We start from the raw sequence: 16775 nt of genomic DNA, 5'->3' as shown, positions 1-16775 counted from the left end.
ATCAGAATGCCGGAACAACGGCACCTTCATACTTCTTCTTGATGAACTCACGAACGTCATCAGACTTCAGCGCTTTCGCCAGCTTCTGCATGGCTTCGCTGTCTTTGTTATCAGGACGAGCCACCAGAATGTTCACGTAAGGAGACTCGGAACCTTCAATAATCAGAGCGTCTTCTGATGGGTTCAGGCCTGCTTCCAGTGCGTAGTTGGTGTTGATCAGAGCAACGTCTACTTGGCCAAGAATCCTTGGTAGTGTGGCAGCTTCCAGCTCTTTAAAGTCGAGGTTTTTGGGGTTATCAGCAATGTCACGCGGTGTGGCGGTGATTTTGCTGTCTTCCTTCAAGGTGATTACACCGGCTTTTTGCAGCAGCAACAGCGCGCGGCCACCGTTGGTGGGGTCGTTTGGAATAGCAACCACGTCGCCTTTTTCCAGTTCGTCCAACGAGTCGATTTTGTTGGAGTAAGCACCAAACGGCTCTACGTGAATGCCCGCAACGGTCACCAGGTTTGTGCCACGACCGTCGTTAAACTCATCCAGGTACGGCTGGTGCTGGAAGAAGTTAGCATCCATACCCTTCTGATCCACTTGAATGTTCGGCTGGATATAGTCAGTAAATACTTTCACTTCCAACTCAACACCCTGTTCCGCCAGCTTCGGCTTCACAAATTCCAGCAGTTCGGCGTGGGGTACGGGGGTGGCGGCTACGGACAGCTTTTCAGCGGCTACCGCGCCAGAAAAAACGGATGCAGCAGCTAGGGCTACCAAAGCTTTTTTTAACTTCATGAATACACTCTCCTGTTAACTAAAATTACTTACGGCTGAAATGCAGAACCAGTCGATCACCGATCATCTGCAGCACTTGCACGAATATCACCAGCAGGGCCACGGTAATCACCATCACATCTGTCTGAAACCGTTGATAACCAAAGCGAATTGCCAAGTCTCCCAGGCCTCCGCCGCCGATAACGCCAGACATAGCCGCATAAGACACCAGCGTAATCGCGGTTACGGTAATACCCGCGATGATGCCCGGAAGCGCCTCGGGCAGCAAGGCGCCGAATATGATCTGCCGCACGTTGGCGCCCATGGCCTGGGTGGCTTCGATAATACCTCGGTCAACTTCCCGCAAGGAGGTTTCTACCAACCGGGCAAAAAACGGCGCACCGCCTGCAACCAGTGGCGGAATGGCACCGGCCACACCAAGAGAAGTGCCAATCAGCATTACGGTGAACGGTATCATTACAATCAGCAGAATGATGAACGGCACGGAGCGCAGCACGTTCACCACAAATGACAGCACGGCATAGGCCACTGGCTGTTCCAGCAACTGACGTTTACCCGTTAGAAACAACAACACACCTATCGGCAGACCTGCCAGCACACTGAACAGCAGCGACAGTCCCACCATGATCAGAGTATCCCAGCTTGCTATGCCGATCTCTGGCCAATCCACGTTACTCAATAAAGCTTCCATCAGCGCAACACCTCTACGTGAACATCGGCCGCTTCCAGGGCGTTCATGGCCGCGCCCAGATCACCGCCTACCAGCGACAGGGTTAGCTGTCCGTAGGGCGTATCCTTGATGTGATCGATACGGCCAGCGAGGATGCTGAAATCTACACCGGAGGCGCGAGCCACGCTGCCTAGTAGCGGCTGGTAGGTGGATTCACCTTTGAAGGTCAGCCGCAGAATACGGCCATTGGCCTTCTGTAGATCTTCTTGCCGGTCTCGGCTATCCACGCTCTCGCTTTCAAGTACAAATTCCCGAGTGGTGGGGTGTTGTGGGTGCAGGAAGACATCGCTCACCAGCCCCATTTCCACCACGCGCCCGCCGTCCATCACGGCAACCCGGTCACATACTCGGCGCACCACATCCATCTCGTGGGTGATGAGCACGATGGTTAAGCCCAGTTCTTTGTTAATCTCCGCCAGCAACCTAAGTACCGATTGGGTGGTTTGCGGGTCAAGTGCGCTGGTGGCTTCGTCGCACAGAAGAATTGTAGGCCTGCAGGCCAATGCACGGGCAATGCCCACGCGCTGCTTCTGGCCGCCGGATAACTGGGAAGGGTATTTATCGGCCTGATCCGCAAGGCTAACGCGGGCCAGCAACTCCTGCACGCGATCCCGAATTTCCGCTTTGGAATAGATGCCCGCCAGCTTCATGGGGAAAGCAATGTTATCCGCTACGGTTTTGGAAGACAGCAGATTGAAGTGCTGGAAGATCATGCCGACTTTGCGGCGAAAGGCTCGCAGCTCTGCGGCGCTGTACCGGGTGATATTCTCGTCGTCAATCAGAATATCGCCGCCGGTGGCAGGCTCCAGCAGGTTGATCAGCCGTACCAGGGTGGATTTCCCCGCCCCGGAATGCCCGACAATGCCGAACACCTCGCCGGTTTCTATGGTCATATCAGTAGGATGAAGCGCGGGGATCGCCCGGCCGCCCACCTGATACGACTTCTGTACCTGGTTAAATACAATCACGGTCAGCGCCTTGTGGGTGCAGGTTTAAAGCCGGCGATTATAAACTATTCAGCGGCCAAACCCGAACCCACAAAGCAACTCTAAAGCTCGTACAACTGGGCTACGTGCAGAATTGGCCCGGTTGGTTGCCCAGTAGTGGAACCTCCAAGAGGTTCCAGACTGATGGCCAGAGTGCGGCTTTGAGACAGCGCTTGCCTGGTTTTGTCCGTTAGAGTCACCTCATGCAGACCACCAACAGGAATAACACCCAGCGACAGCGGTTGCCCACTCTCCGGTACGATCCAAAGTTCGTAATCCTTGCCAGCTTCAGCCGCGCCGGCGGCCACTGAACGCAGCTTCAGCAAATTACCCTGCCCGGCTTCGCTTACAAGCCAGAGAGGGTCACTGGTATCGGCCTGAACAATCGCACCAGAAAGCTGCATTGGGGGAAGATCCTTGGGTGAGGGCTGCACCAACACAAAAGCCATAACCAAAACGGCTGCCGTAGCCACAATACTCCAGCCACGCCAGAACCAACGATCGTTTGCAGCTGGCTGAGCTTTACCTATCTCGTGGGTGTTCTGCCATAAACGACGTTCTATAGATTCCCATGCGGACGACGGTGGCGCGACTTCCGGCACGTCAGCAGACAGCAAGCCGAGTTTTTGCTCCCAAAACCAGACCTCTTCCCTTACCTTGGCGGATTCCATTATCCAGCGCTCAAAACGCTTACGAGCCGGGCCATGGAGAGAGCCCAGAACATACTCCGCAGCAAGCATTTCGATGCGTTCCGGTGTCTTTTTCATTTTTCCAGGCACCTCTTTAAAGCCATCAAGCCCCGGCGAATCCAACTTTTTACGGTACCCAGCGGCGAGCTTAGCGTTTCGGCCAGCTCATCGTGGGTAAGGCCTTTGTAATAAGAGAGCAGAATGCTGTCACGTTGCACGTCCGTTAGTTCATCCAGGCAACCGGTAAGCTGGGCTTCTCCAGCACTGCGAAGGGACTCATCAAGAGGGCCTTCGCGCCCGTCTGCAATGTGTTCAAGATGCTGTTCACCGCTGTTATGACGAACCTTGCGCGCACGCATCATGTCCAGTGTCCGGTAGCGGGCGATGCTCATCATCCAACCTAGCGGCATACCCCGGTCTGTGTGGTATTCCCTAGCTCGGTGCCAAATCTGGATGAACGCCTCCTGAAGGGCTTCCTCCGCCAGATCCCGCTGCCCCGCCAGCTTCAGACACATACCAAACATTCTTGAGGACACGCATTGGTACAGCTGTCGAAACGCGGCTCGGTCTTCACGGGATACGGCCACCAGCAAGCGCATCAAATCGTCCTGATTATTGTGGTTCTGGGACACTTGAGACATTTCAGCTCCGTCGATTGATAGCTATCCATACGCACGGCCTATCCGGCGAGATGCAGATACCACTCTATTTTTTTTTATTGCGGTGTGCATCTTTATTCTTTAGCTAACCGTTCCCTCTTTTGCCACAACCACAATAAGACATATTGAGGAATCGCTATGAACACAATCATCAAACGCTCTGCGCTCGCGATTGCTGTCGCGGGAGCCTGCCTTAGCGCCGGCTTGAGCCAAGCCTCCAGCCACCGTGAAGCGCCCTTTATAACCGAAGTGCCAAAAGTGGATGGCACCGACTTTTATATGTTCCGAAGCTATGAAACAGGCCGGGAAGACTATGTAACCCTGATTGCCAACTACCTGCCGCTTCAAGACGCCTACGGCGGGCCCAACTATTTCGATCTGGACGAAGACGCCGTTTACGAAATCCACGTCGACAACAGCGGCAATGCACAAGAAAACCTCACATTCCGCTTTCAGTTCTCAAGCACATTGAACGACATTCAGTTGCCGGTCGGCACCGATGGCGATCAGAAGATGGTCTCTGTGCCACTGAAGAACATTGGCGATGCCACCAACGCCGCCAACGTTCAGCTCAGCCAGGAGTATACGGTTTCAGTAATTCGTGGTGATCGCCGTACCGGCACTGTTGAGACCGCGACCAATATTACTGACGGCACAGGAACCTTCGATAAACCTCTGGACAACATCGGTAACAAATCGATTGGCGATTATGCAGCCTACGCGGGCCAACACATTTTCGAGATTGGCATTCCAGGCTGCTCCACCAACGGCCAGGTGTTTGTGGGTCAACGCAAAGAAGCCTTCGCGGTAAACCTAGGCGAGATTTTCGACCTGGTTAACACCAACCCTCTCGGCGCACGTGACGGCGAAGGTGAAGGTGACCTAGCCGACAAGAATGTGACATCGTTTGCTCTGGAAGTACCCACCGAGTGCCTGACTGGCACGGCCATGACCGGTATGGATCAACCAGTTATCGGCGCCTGGACCACCGCCAGCGTGCGGCAGGCGAGAATCATCAACCCAGAACCGACTGCGGACGGCAAAGGTGCCACGGTGGAAGGCGGCGCCTGGACTCAAGTATCGCGCCTGGGCATGCCTCTGGTGAACGAAGTGGTTATCGGCCTTAAAGATAAAGACCTGTTCAACGCCAGCGAGCCCATGAACGATGGCCAGTTTGCCACCTACGTAACCCACCCAACCCTGCCGGAACTGTTGGAAATATTGTTTGGAAGCGCAGGCGCTGTCGCGCCGGATAACTTCCCCCGCACTGACTTGGTAACAGCCTTCCTGACCGGTGTACCCGATGTAAATATGCCAGTGGGCGTGCAAGGCTCGGAGATGCTTCGGCTGAACCCGGCTATTGCTGCTACCCCCGCAGCCACGCAAAACGACTTGGGTGTTCTGGGTGGAGACAACGCCGGTTTCCCGAACGGCCGTCGCCCAGTTGATGACGTAGTCGATTCCGCTTTGCGGGTGGTTATGGGTGCCTTAACCGAGAACGCCCCAAACAAGGACACTCCGTTTACCGATGGCGTCCAACTGGACCCAACCGAGCTCCAGGTGGTGTTTCCGTACTTGGCTACTCCGCTAGCCGGCTCACCCAATTCATAAGGAGTGAATCATGAAACTTACCATGAAGTTTGCCGGGGCGAGTGTTATGGCGTTGGCACTGACAGGGTGTTTCGACGGCTCAAGCAGCCACAGTAACCAGGGCCAGCAGCCCGCGATGTCGGTGGATTTCGAAACCTTTGTACGGGGCGAACTCGAAAACCCAAACCCCAACCGGGAGCCCGCGAACGTTAACGGGGTCGATTTCAGCTTCAACAACCAGGACGATCCACGGGCCTACGATGACCTCCTCAAATAAAAACTCTCCACACCGGACCCACCTTGCGTTATGTCCGGTCTTCTCCCTTCCTGCGCTTCGGCGCGGGGGGGCTTTTTGGATGGGGTTTGGCTTGCTCGGCTTGCTGTGTTCGGCAACCGTTGCAGCAGCTTCGAGCCCAATTCAAAGCGATTTTGACGACAATACTGTGCTGGTAACGCTGCCCGCGTCTGCGCCAACCAGCGATCGTATTCCTTCTTCGCCCCAGGACATGGCCCAGGAAGTTCATAGGCTCATTTCCGAAGCAAGACGCAGCGGCGACCCCCGCTTTCTGGGCTACGCCGAGCGATTATTCAACCAGCAGGTGGGCCAAGAGCTGACCGATGAATTGCTGATACTGCGAGCAACCTTGGCTCAGAGCCTTCATCAGTTCGATGCGGCACGACAAGATTTAAAGACCGTGCTCAACCGCACTGAGGCACCCATACAGCGAGCTCAGGCGTTGGTAACACTCGCCAACATTGAGATTGTTCAGGGGCATTACAACCGGGCACTGGCACTTTGTGAGCAACTGAAAACCGAACGCCCCGGCCTGATCGCAGCAAGTTGTCAGGCCCAAGTGGCCGCCCGTGCCGGAGCGGCCAAAACCGCTTATGACAACTTGGCCGACACAACCCGATCCCTAGGTAGCGCAGGAACCCAAGAACGCCTCTGGGCCCAGGGGACGCTGGGAGACATCGGAGCACAGCTGGGCCAAGACTCTGCGGTTAGGCACTGGCAGTGGGTGCTGAACCAGGATCCAGACGACTTATACACCCGGGCTCAACTTGCAGATTGGTACCTCCACCATGGAAAAGCCAGCCAAGCGCTGGCCATCACAGAGGATTATGAGGCCATCGACAACCTGGCCGTCATTCGCGCCATCGCTATGCGCCGTATAGATCATCCAGATGCCTCGGCGCTGGCTTCCAGATTGCGCGAGCGGTTTGATGAAGCCCTGTGGCGAGGCTCCATGTTGCATCAGCGGGACTTAGCTCGTTTCGAGCTGGATATCGAACATCGGCCAGATGTCGCGCTCCAGCACGCCATGGCTAACTGGGCATCACAGCGTGAGCCCTTGGATACACGTCTGGCGCTTAGGTCTGCGATTGCCGCGCAAGACGACACAGCGCTGGCCCAGCTACGCAGCTGGCTTAAGCAAAAGAACCAGTCTGATGCCCGTTATCCGGAGGGTTCATGATGCGCGCCATACAACTTCTCACCATGTTAGTCATGATGCTGCTCGCAAGTACGGCCTTGGCCCACAAGGCCAGCGACAGCTTTATCTACGTAGACTTGGATGCTTCAGAAGTACGAATCGACATTGCACTGCGTGATCTCGCCTTGTTGGTGCCCCTGGACTCCAACAACGATCAAAAGGTTACGGGCCAGGAACTTCGCACACAGCGGCCAGCCACCACACAAGCCATTGAAAATTCGGTTACTTTGGCCAGTGCTCAGGGCGCCTGTGACCTTCGAGGGCAGGCTTGGGGGCTGAGTGCACACAGCGACGGGCCGTATCTGGCCACCCAATATCGGGTCGACTGCGCCAATGGCGAGTCCCCAGAGCAGATTAAATACACCCTGCTGTTCGATCGGGACAGCCTGCACCGGGGGCTGGTTGAGATCACATCCGGAGACACCCGCTCTCTCACCGTACTGTCTCCAGAGCAGCAGGTTGTTGAGCTTACGGGGAACGCTACGGGAGGTGCTATAGGGTTATGGGGCACCTTTGCAACGTTTCTCCGCGAAGGCGTTATCCATTTGTTGATCGGGCTAGATCACATGCTGTTTCTGCTGGTGCTGGTGCTACCAGCTACGCTGATCAGCTACCGGCAGGATAGCCAAGGTACAAACAATCGCTCACTGAAATCGCGGCTACTGCAGTTGACGGGCATTGTGACTGCCTTCACGGTGGCGCACTCCATCACCTTGGCTTTGTCGGCGCTGGGTATTGTTCAGCTCCCCATCGCCTGGGTTGAAACAGTGATTGCGCTGTCCATCGCCATGGCCGCCCTCAATGTGGTCTGGCCTTTTCTGGGCCGGAAAACCTGGAAACTGGCGTTCGTCTTCGGGCTGGTTCATGGCTTCGGCTTTGCCAGCGTACTTGGCGATCTGACCGGAGGAATTTCCAACTTGGCCATTGCCCTCGCGGGCTTCAATCTGGGGGTGGAATTCGGGCAACTGGGCTTGCTATTGATCGGCTTTCCGCTGCTATATGCCTTAGCGCATGTGCGCGTGTACCAACGGGTTTTGGTGCCGTTGGCTCTCGTGGGTGTGGGCACTATCAGCTTGATGTGGGTCGTAGAAAGAGCAGGTTCTATCTAGAAAGCAGTATCGTTAAAACCCAAAAAGCCGGGCTATCAGCGCCCGGCTTTTTGTTCGAAGTTTCAGATCAATGTAACGCCCGCAACTGGCGGGGATACAACGCTGCGCTCACTTCAGGTTCTTCCAGAAGATCGGCAAGCTCAAGATCCACATCGCTTTCTTCACCGTGCTCCGGTAGGGGCTCAAACAGTGTGCTGAGCCAGGATGCAATCGAAGGTTCTTCGTCACGCTTATAGTCGGTGGACAACGCTTTAATACGGCGAAAGCCAATAATGCGCTGATGCTTAGGATCCCGAATCTGCTCAAACCCGCGCCAGTACACATGATCTCGTGTATGGAGCTGCACAAACAACGTATCTATCGGATCGTTTGCCTCTTCCTCGACATCTTCATCAGCCGAGGCCTCAACGGTGCTCTCTTTTGTAATGGCCCCCTCTTCTTTTGCGCTACGTTCTTCTGTCGGTTCCGCATTTTTCTGACGGATGGTTGTCCAGGCGGGGTACAGAACCGCCACGGCATCCGCTTCAACATGCTCGCGGGCAGCGCGGAGAATCAATCCCCAGCGTGCCTTGTCGGCATCGGTTTCAAGTGAGTTGATGGGCAAGTCATAGCTTTGTTCGCTGGCCAGAACAATCGCCATCATCGGGGCGTCTAGCTCCCCCATGGCTTCTGCCTGTGCTACTGATACCAGTTCGTCGATTGCCATCGGTTGGTTCATAATACGCTCGCCTCCACGATGCCATCAGGGTGTATCAGGAAGGTGATCTCCCTGATACACAGCATAGCTTGTTACACATAGAAAGATAAACGTGGGGTTTCAATCAATGGATCACAAGGCCGCTGGCGGAAAAGCATTTTCAAGCCGTTCATAGTAGCCAAACCAAGGGGCAGCCTCTTCAAGCTGAGCAGCCAGTTGCAGCAACACCTTTTCACCGCCATGGGGTGCGCCCAACTGCACACCAACCGGCAGTCCCTCAGCTGTCCAGTGCATAGGTACAGACATAGCAGGCGTTCCCGTGAGGCTGGCAAGCTGAGTGAATGGCGTGCGGGCCAGGCTTTCCATCGCCATCTGATCCACCTGGCCGCTGCGATGCACCATTCTTCCGGCTTTAAGGGTCAGCATCAGCTTTGCTGCCAGTTTCAGGTGTGCGGGGGTCTCTAACTCGCCAATACGGGCAGGCATCTGGCCGGTGGTGGGGCAGAGGTAGAGATTGTATCCGCCAAAAAACGCCCCTAGCGCCCGGGCGAACTCATTCCATTGCTGGCGGCGAAGTACGTAATCTGACAAAGGCATCGTATTACCCAGCATACCAATCAGGCGGGTATCCAACTCAAAATCGCTGTCAGAAGCACCAAGCCGAGCTTTGGCTTTCGCCATCATGGCAGACACTTCGCCAAAGTAGAGACCAAGGTAGCAACGGGCCAGCGCCATGCCATCGAATTCCGGCCGGGCATACTCAACCTTGTGTCCCAGGTTTTCCAGAATCCGCGCCGTTTCTTCAACGGCTGTAACGCATTCAGGAGCCACCTGTGTGTCGTAAGGGGAGGCGGTGAACACGCCAATTTTCAGACTGCCAGGCGACTGCTGCATCAAATCAGCATAGGCAACGCTGGGGGCAGGAATAACAAACGGGTCGCCGGAGGCCGAGCCACTGAGCACATCCAGCATGGCTGCACTGTCGCGTACGGTGCGGGTAACCACGTGGTCTGACGAGGCGCCTGTCCAGGATTCGCCCATCACAGGCCCACTAGAGATGCGCCCACGAGACGGTTTGAGCCCGAACAGCCCGTTGTAGGCTGCAGGTATGCGAATTGAGCCACCGCCGTCGTTGGCGCCAGCCATAGGCACAATACCTGCGGCAGTAGCGGCACCCGAACCGCCACTTGAGCCCCCGGGAGTAAGCTTGGTATTCCAGGGGTTGCGCGACGCTCCCCACAGCTCGGATTCGGTAATGGCCTTTAGGCCGAATTCTGGCGTGGCAGTTCGCCCCAAAAACACCAGCCCACCCTCACGAGATCGGCGCACAAACTCTGAGTCCTGTGGCGCAATGTTGTTCTTAAAGCCCCGACTGCCGTAGGTGCAAGGCCGATCCGCCTGCTCCTGCGCCAGATCTTTAAGCAACAAAGGAACACCGGCAAATACCCCTTGCTCAGGAAACTTCTGCGCCAGGGCTTCGGAAAACTGGGGAAAGCAGATTGCGTTAAGGGAACTGTTCACAGAGCTTGCCCGTTCTACCGCGGCCTCGCATACTTCCCGGGAGGTCACTTCGCCACGGCGTATCAGATCAGCCAGCGCGGTGGCGTCGTAACGAAGATACTCAGATTGCTTCATAATGGCGTCCATTTGTTATTGTGGTGCCCGGAACTCCACGGACACATCGTTTATGAACTTAATATTCGCAAGCTTACGTCAGCTTGCCCTGACTTTCACCCTGATCACGATCGTGCACACGCCTGCACTGGCCGAAGAAGATCTGGCCGAGGGTGAAAACGCTGACACTGCCGGCTGGACTGCCATTGTGAGGGCTTCGCCTTACTGGGTTAGCCAGGGTGTTTACCAGAATATTCTCACCATTCGCCGCTGGGTGCTGAAGGAATCCGGCTATTGTTCAAGCCCAGACCGTCACATTCTGTTCGATATGCGCGGGCAGTTTCTTGGCTGGATTAGCAACGGCGACGATAGCGCAGCCACCCAAAAGCGGCTAAACGACACCCGCCAGTCGCTGCACGATAAGGGGCTCACTGAGGAATGGATTGCCGGTGACGCAAACACCAAGGGGTACCCGTTCGCCTTGGCCTGTGACCAACCCCATGTAAACGTGGACCTTGCTGTTGGCCGCTACCTGGGCGCCCGCGCCAAAGATCGCGTATGGGGCCACTGGGACGACCTTTCTTTTGCCACCCGTGAGCAACCCGGCTCTTTGCACGGCGCGCTGATGTATATCGTTCAGCGTCGCAGTGAGCAAAACCGCTTTACGCTACCCGCGGTTTTGCCCAACTATTTGGCCGGGCAAATCCTTATTGAAAGCGGCGGGCAGGTAAGAGCCCACTCCCGAGCAAATGCCAAAGGCATTCTCCAGCTTTCACCCTCTGCCCTGAAAGACTGCCAAATAAAGCCGGCAAACTATTGGCATCGGCTGGCACAAATCGATTGTGCCCTGCACCTGACGCACCAAAATGCCCGCAATCTGCAGCCAGCCTTCGACGAGCGTTTTGGCCACCTGCCAGAAAGCAAACGCGAGGCACTATTTGTCCTCATGTTGGTTCAGGCATACCACGGCGGCGCCAGTCGTGTTCAGGCGCTTCTTGATGACGAAACACTGGCGAAGCCAGCAGAATACTTTGCCTCCCACCACGAACGGTTTACGGCGGGCGACATCGCGTTTGGCATGGTGTTTCATAACTTGGGCCGCGACAGGCTAGGGTTGGCTTCCCTGTATTACGTGGCCGATGTGCAACTGGCAACCGAGGCGCTGTGCCGAACGGCGAAGCTTAAATCCAGAGAGTTTTGCGCGTGGAAATAGGGTTACTTCCAGAGAGCCTGAGCCTGCCGGTCGCGCTTTTCCTGTTGGGGAGCTCGGTTATCACATCAATGATTACCGCCAGCTTGGGCGCCGGCGGGGGTGTTCTGCTGCTTTTACTCATGGCATCTTGGATGCCCGCAGCCGCGATTATTCCCGTACACGGCATGATACAACTGGGCTCCAACGGTGGCCGGGCCATGCTCACCTGGAAGCACATCGACTGGCGAGTGATCGCAGCTTTCGCGCCAGGCGTTATTGCAGGCGCAGCGGCAGGAGCCTGGTTACTGGTAAGCCTGCCGGCCTACCTATGGCAGCTAACCATTGCCATATTCGTGCTCTATCTTTGCTGGGGCCCGGCGTTGCCAAAAGGTGCTTTCGGCCCGGCCGGGATCTTCATCGCATCCACATTAACCAGCTTTATCAGCCTGTTTGTCGGCGCCAGCGGTCCACTTGTGGCGGCGTTCATCAAACAAATTCATATAGATCGGTTTCGCACGGTGGCAACGTTTGCGGCCGCTATGATTCTGCAGCATGCACCCAAAGCCTTAGTGTTTGGTGTGACAGGTTTTGTTTTTGCGCGCTGGCTTCCGTTTATTCTCGCCATGATTGCCTGTGGTTTTGCTGGCACCTGGTTAGGCCTGCGTTTTCTAAACTCTCTGGATAACCGCTGGTTCGGCAAAGCATTCAATCTGGTTCTGACCCTCCTCGCCCTACGCCTGCTGTGGCAAGCGAGCCTAACGGCGCAGTGGTGGGTCTGAACGCTCTGGTTATTGCTCTGGCGCAGACATCACCACAACCCGGTTTCGGCCTTTGGATTTTGCAACATAGGTGCCTTCATCGGCACGGGCAACCACATCTTTAGGTTCGCGATCGCCGGCCACCAGCTCAGTTACGCCAATACTCGCCGTGACCCCAAACATTCGGCCGTCCTGCTCCAGTTCAAGAGATTCAACACCGGCGCGGATACGTTCCGAAAGAGTTTTGGCTCGCTCGATACCACAGGCAGGGAGAATAATACCGAACTCGTCGCCCCCCAGCCGGGCAACGGTGTCAGACTGACGCACAGCATCCTTGAACAAATCGGAAAGGCGCCGTAGCAGTTCATCACCGAGCAAGTGCCCGCCCTCGTCATTCACGGGTTTGAAGTGGTCGAGATCGATCAGCATTAACACAGAGCTCACTTCCTCTCGCGACGATTCATCAAGGCACTTGTTCAGCGAAGCGTTAAACGCACGACGGTTCAGCAGCTGTGTCAGGCTATCGTGGGTTGCTTCCCAAGACAGTCGCTCTTCCTCGCGCCGGCGCTCGGCATCATCCCGGAACACAAACACTAGCCGCTCATTTTGTCGCCCTTGCCGGATGTGAATCATGCTCAGATCCACATCAAACGTATTCCCACTGAGGTTTCGAAGGGTAACGTAAAGGCTATCGAGATCGTCCCGGCCCAGGAACCACTCATGAGTGAGCGCCTGATCTTCGTGATCAATGCCGACCAGTTCAAAAACATTTTTACCAACGTATTCTCCATCTGAGTCCAGAAAACGGCCTGCAGCGTGATTTGCGTAACGGATAACACCGCCCGTATCCGCCATCAAAACGCCGTCCTGCATCACTCCGAGAATGTTTTCCGCTCTTTGCTGCTCATCGCGAAGGGCCTCTTCCACTTCCAACTCGTGGGAAATATCCCGCACAATCGTAATGGTGCCCATGACCTTTTCCGGGGTCTCAAGAGCCGCCGTCATTACCTGGCACCAAACCGGGCGGCCAAAGGTTGGCCCTTGCAACCGGAAACGGCCGCGGAATATTTCCTGCCGCTCAAGAGACTGCTGCCAACCCTGAGCAACAACATCGCGATCCTCATCTGAGATACATCCAAACAAGTGCGAGCCCCCAAGCTCAGCAAGTTTCAAACCGATAATGCTTTCAAAGACAGGGTTCACAAACTCAATACGGCCAAGGACATCGGCCTGCACAATACCAATAGGCGCACCGCGGGTTAGCGAACGGAAAAATGCCTCCCGCTCAGCCAAAGAACTCATGACGTCGTCACGCTCATCCATCACCATATTGAATATATCGGCCACTTGGCGGATTTCCGAGCCGCCAGAGCCACCCACGGGATTGTTTCGCACCCCTAAGTGGCGCTCGTGCACTTGTTGCCCCAATTCCTGTAACGGCGCCATCAAGCGGCGAAAGCGCCACAGAACCAAGGGAAGGATCAGCAGAATCACTGCCAACAACATCCAGAGAAACGCATCTGTCATGCGAGTCGCGGGGGCATAAGCTTCACGGGCCGGCCACACCGCCGCCACAAACCAGGGCACTTCAGACATTTGTTGTACCGACAGAATAATAGATTCACCGTCGCTATTACGGGTCTGGGCTGTTCCCTCAAAGCCGTCCATGGCACCCTGAAGCATTGGGCTAACGCCTTTTAGCGGTTGCATGACCTCTCCAGTGCGGCCGTGCGCAAGAACGGTACCACTGCGGGTTACAATAGCCAGGTAACCGGTTTTACCAATTCGAATACGAGAAAGCTCCTCGATAAGATGCTTACCTGCGAGGGAAATTGCACCGCCAAGCATGCCGATAAATCGTTGCTGGTGATCAAATATAGGCGCGGCCACCATCAAAGCGGGTCGGCCTTCATGGTTTGAGAGGTAAGGTTCACTGATGCGGGGCGTTAATTGCCCAGAGGCATGGCGAAAATAGGCGCGGCTGCTGACATCCAGCCCAGTCATGTTCAAAGCCTCGGGGTGCTCGGCGAGGATCTTGCCTTGCGCATCGATTAGATAGAGACCATCAAACATATGCCGCAATGCAGTCTGGCGGCGCATCAGTATTCTTGCACGCTCCCCGAAAGCCGCCTCGTTCATAGTGAACCCCTGCGCCACATGGCTAAGCGCTTCCAGGCGTTGAGACAACTTGTCGTCCAACTCTCCCGCTACTAACTGAGCAATGGTGGTTACCTGATTTGCAGCCTGCTGCTCAAGTTCCGACCGGCTAAGAAATGACCCCGCAAGCGTAACCAACAGCGCTGTCAGAACAACAACACCCACAACGAGAAGCACCGCCCGGTTAACCAGGCTACCCAGCCAACCACTCATCAGCACGGTAGAGCTACTCCGCTCGGCAGGAATTGCGTGTAAATGGGCCAACCTCCGGTTCTATATAAAATCGTTTGTGAAGAATGCGTTTAATGGCGACACAAATTCTAACAGAGGCCTGCAACGTGAAGAATTACATACTTGCAAACACAACGAGAATCGTTATAATTTGCATCAAACTTCAGTAAGAGTGATAACCCCCATGAGCGATTTCCTGGCGCCCCTCAGCTCCACGCTGGCAGACGGCCCCCTACACCAACTGCTAGCTATGGGCGGCCCAGTGATGATCGTACTGCTTGTCATGGCGGTTCTGGGCCTGGTCACGTTTATCTACCTGATACTTGTAGGCGCGCTCTATGCACCCAGATTGTCCAAAAAACTTAAAAGCATCATTACGCTTTGGCAACAGAACCCCGCCAGCGTAAACCCACAAGTCATTCGTCAACAGGCTAACCGCTGGGCAAAACTAAACCCGCTGCAAAATCTGGTAACCAATACCATTGAGGCACTGCAAAACAAGCAGGACGATCGACAGGTTCGCGAGACCGCTGCACGAGACGCTCAACAAGGGCTAGAGCCTTTTGAAGCCCCCCTGAAAATTATTGAAGTGATCGCGGCTCTTGCGCCTTTGCTTGGTCTGCTAGGCACGGTTCTTGGCATGATGGAAGCCTTCAGCGCAATGGCTGCTACGGAAGGCCGCGCCAACGCATCGCAGTTAAGTGGCGGTATTTACGAAGCCCTGACAACCACCGCGGCAGGCCTTGTGGTTGCCATTCCATTCGCTGCTCTGGCGGCCTGGATCGAATTCCGGTTGCGACGCATTCACAAAGTCGTTAACAGCACCCTGGTGTCTGTGTTAACCGTGACGCCAGAAGCCTTTTCAGGCCAAGTGGAATCCCTAAGCGAACCGGCGAGTGAAGCACCGGCTAAGCCAACCACCAGCCAGACCCGCTCAGAGGCAGAAGACGAACAGGAACTTGAAACTCACAGCAGGCACCGCTTCGCCAATGCAACTGGTTGAACCCAGGCCCAATCGGCCCATTCCGATCCGTATTACACCATTGATTGATGTGGTGTTCATCCTGCTTGTGTTTTTTATGCTCACCAGCCGGCTAATACCCGTAGATCACCTAGAGCTTGCCAACAGTACCGAAGGCCGCAGCACGGTAACAGGTGAACCACTGCCCCTGCTGACGGTTACCCAACAGGGTGACATAGCATGGCAGGAGCTCACGCTACCAATCGGCCAGTTGTTGCCAGAACTGCGCAACGCAGGCATCTCCGAGGTAAACCTCACGACCACTCCAGATGCCCAGCTGAGCTTATTCACAGCCACCCTTGGCGAGCTGTCCCGCAACGGCATCCAAACCCACTGGAAACGTGCAACCGAAGACACGCCATGACCGAACTGATTCCACCCCCCTCTACCTCCGGCAAATCTTTGATGGAGCGGGTAGAGGATGCACTTCTGCCACTCATCAACCTGGTTTTCTTGCTCCTGATGTTTTTCATCGTGGCCGGCCAGCTTGCTGACGACCCCTTGCCTGACCTGCCGGCTACGCCACCAAGTGCCGAGCAACAATCGCCCCATGCCGACTTGCTGGTTGACGCTGAAGGCCATTGGCGAATAAGTGGCGAAACACTGAATGCACAAGCCCTGCTTGAACGACTGCCAGAACCGGACGCCCAAAACCCACTAAAAATAGCCGCAGCCAGCAGCATTTCCATGGCCGACCTTGAAAGCCTTTTACGTACATTGGAAAAGGGGGGTTACGAAGAAATCCTGCTGCTTACGGAGCCTGAAACGTGAAAGACACCGGAAGGCTTACCCGCCTTGGCCTACTGGCAATTGCCGTTGTATTGAGCGCGGGAATTCTCATGGCAGCCGCGCCAGAAAGCCCAATAGAGATCAACCAGCTAGGCAACGCGGCCGTCAACACAGCACCGGCTATCAAAATCTCGCTCGCAGGCAAGGCGGCGCCGGCCCCCGCAGAAGAAGCAAAGCCCGAACCTGCACAAAAAACCAAGCCAAAGCCAAAGCCCAAACCTAAACCCGAAATAAAACCGGAACCAACGCCAGAGCCAGAGCCAGAGCCAGAGCCAG

Annotated in this window: 17 protein-coding genes and 1 pseudogene; 10 read left to right on the top strand and 8 right to left on the bottom strand. The window is 55.5% G+C overall.

Annotation, left to right across the window (positions count from 1 at the left end):
* Nucleotide 1 precedes the first annotated feature (1 nt).
* From ACTH3S_RS14375 to ACTH3S_RS14355, 5 genes are all read right to left on the bottom strand, one after another.
* On the bottom strand, nt 2–784 hold the full coding sequence (locus ACTH3S_RS14375; protein WP_441809696.1) for a MetQ/NlpA family ABC transporter substrate-binding protein: 783 nt from the start codon (nt 782–784) through the stop codon (nt 2–4).
* A gap of 25 nt (nt 785–809) precedes the next feature.
* Nucleotides 810–1475: a methionine ABC transporter permease gene (locus tag ACTH3S_RS14370; protein WP_441809695.1), complete on the bottom strand. Its 666-nt coding sequence runs from the start codon at nt 1473–1475 to the stop codon at nt 810–812.
* The gene (locus ACTH3S_RS14365) at nt 1475–2482 is read right to left on the bottom strand and encodes a methionine ABC transporter ATP-binding protein (protein WP_441809694.1); all 1008 of its coding nucleotides are present in this window, start codon (nt 2480–2482) and stop codon (nt 1475–1477) included. The genes ACTH3S_RS14370 and ACTH3S_RS14365 overlap by 1 nt, the downstream gene beginning before the upstream one ends.
* A gap of 80 nt (nt 2483–2562) precedes the next feature.
* Nucleotides 2563–3267 carry an anti-sigma factor gene (locus tag ACTH3S_RS14360; protein WP_441809693.1) on the bottom strand — a complete coding sequence of 235 codons (705 nt, stop codon included), beginning with the start codon at nt 3265–3267 and terminating at the stop codon, nt 2563–2565.
* Nucleotides 3264–3830, bottom strand: coding sequence for a sigma-70 family RNA polymerase sigma factor (locus ACTH3S_RS14355; protein ID WP_441809692.1), 567 nt, complete (start codon nt 3828–3830; stop codon nt 3264–3266). The genes ACTH3S_RS14360 and ACTH3S_RS14355 overlap by 4 nt, the downstream gene beginning before the upstream one ends.
* Before the next feature lie 156 nt (nt 3831–3986).
* On the opposite strand from ACTH3S_RS14355, the gene ACTH3S_RS14350 reads away from it, so the two are divergent.
* The 4 genes from ACTH3S_RS14350 (at nt 3987) to ACTH3S_RS14335 (ending at nt 8040) form a co-directional block, all read left to right on the top strand.
* The gene (locus ACTH3S_RS14350; RefSeq protein WP_441809691.1) at nt 3987–5459 is read left to right on the top strand and encodes a DUF4331 domain-containing protein; all 1473 of its coding nucleotides are present in this window, start codon (nt 3987–3989) and stop codon (nt 5457–5459) included.
* A gap of 10 nt (nt 5460–5469) precedes the next feature.
* Nucleotides 5470–5715: a hypothetical protein gene (locus ACTH3S_RS14345; RefSeq protein WP_441809690.1), complete on the top strand. Its 246-nt coding sequence runs from the start codon at nt 5470–5472 to the stop codon at nt 5713–5715.
* Between the two features lie 79 nt (nt 5716–5794).
* A complete protein-coding gene (locus ACTH3S_RS14340; protein WP_441809689.1) occupies nt 5795–6913 on the top strand; it encodes a tetratricopeptide repeat protein in 1119 nt (372 codons plus the stop codon).
* Nucleotides 6910–8040, top strand: coding sequence for a HupE/UreJ family protein (locus tag ACTH3S_RS14335; protein WP_441809688.1), 1131 nt, complete (start codon nt 6910–6912; stop codon nt 8038–8040). The genes ACTH3S_RS14340 and ACTH3S_RS14335 overlap by 4 nt, the downstream gene beginning before the upstream one ends.
* 67 nt (nt 8041–8107) lie before the next feature.
* Here the strand turns inward: ACTH3S_RS14335 and ACTH3S_RS14330 are convergent, their stop codons facing one another.
* Nucleotides 8108–8758 carry a hypothetical protein gene (locus tag ACTH3S_RS14330; RefSeq protein ID WP_441809687.1) on the bottom strand — a complete coding sequence of 217 codons (651 nt, stop codon included), beginning with the start codon at nt 8756–8758 and terminating at the stop codon, nt 8108–8110.
* Between the two features lie 111 nt (nt 8759–8869).
* Entirely contained in the window at nt 8870–10372 is a 1503-nt protein-coding gene (locus ACTH3S_RS14325) for an amidase (RefSeq protein WP_441809686.1), read from the bottom strand.
* A 52-nt stretch (nt 10373–10424) separates the two neighbouring features.
* On the opposite strand from ACTH3S_RS14325, the gene ACTH3S_RS14320 reads away from it, so the two are divergent.
* Both ACTH3S_RS14320 and ACTH3S_RS14315 read left to right on the top strand, forming a co-directional pair.
* Nucleotides 10425–11564 carry a hypothetical protein gene (locus ACTH3S_RS14320; protein WP_441809685.1) on the top strand — a complete coding sequence of 380 codons (1140 nt, stop codon included), beginning with the start codon at nt 10425–10427 and terminating at the stop codon, nt 11562–11564.
* Nucleotides 11555–12322, top strand: a complete 768-nt coding sequence (locus ACTH3S_RS14315) for a TSUP family transporter (protein WP_441809684.1) — start codon at nt 11555–11557, stop codon at nt 12320–12322. Before ACTH3S_RS14320 ends, ACTH3S_RS14315 begins: the two co-directional genes overlap by 10 nt.
* A 9-nt stretch (nt 12323–12331) precedes the next feature.
* Here ACTH3S_RS14315 and ACTH3S_RS14310 read toward each other — a convergent pair whose 3' ends face one another.
* Nucleotides 12332–14671 (bottom strand): sensor domain-containing diguanylate cyclase, encoded by a 2340-nt coding sequence (locus ACTH3S_RS14310; RefSeq protein WP_441809697.1) that lies wholly within the window; start codon nt 14669–14671, stop codon nt 12332–12334.
* Between the two features lie 202 nt (nt 14672–14873).
* Between ACTH3S_RS14310 and ACTH3S_RS14305 the strand changes: the two genes are divergently transcribed.
* From ACTH3S_RS14305 to ACTH3S_RS14290, 4 genes and pseudogenes are all read left to right on the top strand, one after another.
* On the top strand, nt 14874–15692 hold the full coding sequence (locus tag ACTH3S_RS14305; protein WP_441809683.1) for a MotA/TolQ/ExbB proton channel family protein: 819 nt from the start codon (nt 14874–14876) through the stop codon (nt 15690–15692).
* Nucleotides 15679–16074 (top strand): ExbD/TolR family protein, encoded by a 396-nt coding sequence (locus tag ACTH3S_RS14300; RefSeq protein WP_441809682.1) that lies wholly within the window; start codon nt 15679–15681, stop codon nt 16072–16074. The genes ACTH3S_RS14305 and ACTH3S_RS14300 overlap by 14 nt, the downstream gene beginning before the upstream one ends.
* Nucleotides 16071–16481, top strand: coding sequence for an ExbD/TolR family protein (locus tag ACTH3S_RS14295; protein ID WP_441809681.1), 411 nt, complete (start codon nt 16071–16073; stop codon nt 16479–16481). Before ACTH3S_RS14300 ends, ACTH3S_RS14295 begins: the two co-directional genes overlap by 4 nt.
* Nucleotides 16478–16775, top strand: a pseudogene (locus ACTH3S_RS14290) (energy transducer TonB); the annotation flags it as partial. The gene ACTH3S_RS14295 and the pseudogene ACTH3S_RS14290, both read left to right, overlap by 4 nt.

Origin of the sequence: Marinobacter sp. (genome assembly GCF_052094685.1) — a bacterium.
In the GTDB taxonomy this organism is placed as follows: domain Bacteria; phylum Pseudomonadota; class Gammaproteobacteria; order Pseudomonadales; family Oleiphilaceae; genus Marinobacter.
The sequence above is the reverse complement of the archived record's forward strand: the minus strand, read 5'-3'. Positions and strand labels throughout refer to the sequence as shown.

Bases quoted from the DNA above. Each gene is read 5' to 3' on its own strand.
- ACTH3S_RS14310 (WP_441809697.1), bottom strand. From the start codon at position 14,671: ATGAGTGGTTGGCTGGGTAGCCTGGTTAACCGGGCGGTGCTTCTCGTT.
- ACTH3S_RS14295 (WP_441809681.1), top strand. From the start codon at position 16,071: ATGACCGAACTGATTCCACCCCCCTCTACCTCCGGCAAATCTTTGATG.
- ACTH3S_RS14360 (WP_441809693.1), bottom strand. From the start codon at position 3,267: ATGAAAAAGACACCGGAACGCATCGAAATGCTTGCTGCGGAGTATGTT.
- ACTH3S_RS14300 (WP_441809682.1), top strand. From the start codon at position 15,679: ATGCAACTGGTTGAACCCAGGCCCAATCGGCCCATTCCGATCCGTATT.
- ACTH3S_RS14305 (WP_441809683.1), top strand. From the start codon at position 14,874: ATGAGCGATTTCCTGGCGCCCCTCAGCTCCACGCTGGCAGACGGCCCC.
- ACTH3S_RS14335 (WP_441809688.1), top strand. From the start codon at position 6,910: ATGATGCGCGCCATACAACTTCTCACCATGTTAGTCATGATGCTGCTC.
- ACTH3S_RS14375 (WP_441809696.1), bottom strand. From the start codon at position 784: ATGAAGTTAAAAAAAGCTTTGGTAGCCCTAGCTGCTGCATCCGTTTTT.
- ACTH3S_RS14370 (WP_441809695.1), bottom strand. From the start codon at position 1,475: ATGGAAGCTTTATTGAGTAACGTGGATTGGCCAGAGATCGGCATAGCA.
- ACTH3S_RS14330 (WP_441809687.1), bottom strand. From the start codon at position 8,758: ATGAACCAACCGATGGCAATCGACGAACTGGTATCAGTAGCACAGGCA.
- ACTH3S_RS14340 (WP_441809689.1), top strand. From the start codon at position 5,795: ATGGGGTTTGGCTTGCTCGGCTTGCTGTGTTCGGCAACCGTTGCAGCA.
- ACTH3S_RS14355 (WP_441809692.1), bottom strand. From the start codon at position 3,830: ATGTCTCAAGTGTCCCAGAACCACAATAATCAGGACGATTTGATGCGC.
- ACTH3S_RS14320 (WP_441809685.1), top strand. From the start codon at position 10,425: ATGAACTTAATATTCGCAAGCTTACGTCAGCTTGCCCTGACTTTCACC.
- ACTH3S_RS14345 (WP_441809690.1), top strand. From the start codon at position 5,470: ATGAAACTTACCATGAAGTTTGCCGGGGCGAGTGTTATGGCGTTGGCA.
- ACTH3S_RS14325 (WP_441809686.1), bottom strand. From the start codon at position 10,372: ATGAAGCAATCTGAGTATCTTCGTTACGACGCCACCGCGCTGGCTGAT.
- ACTH3S_RS14350 (WP_441809691.1), top strand. From the start codon at position 3,987: ATGAACACAATCATCAAACGCTCTGCGCTCGCGATTGCTGTCGCGGGA.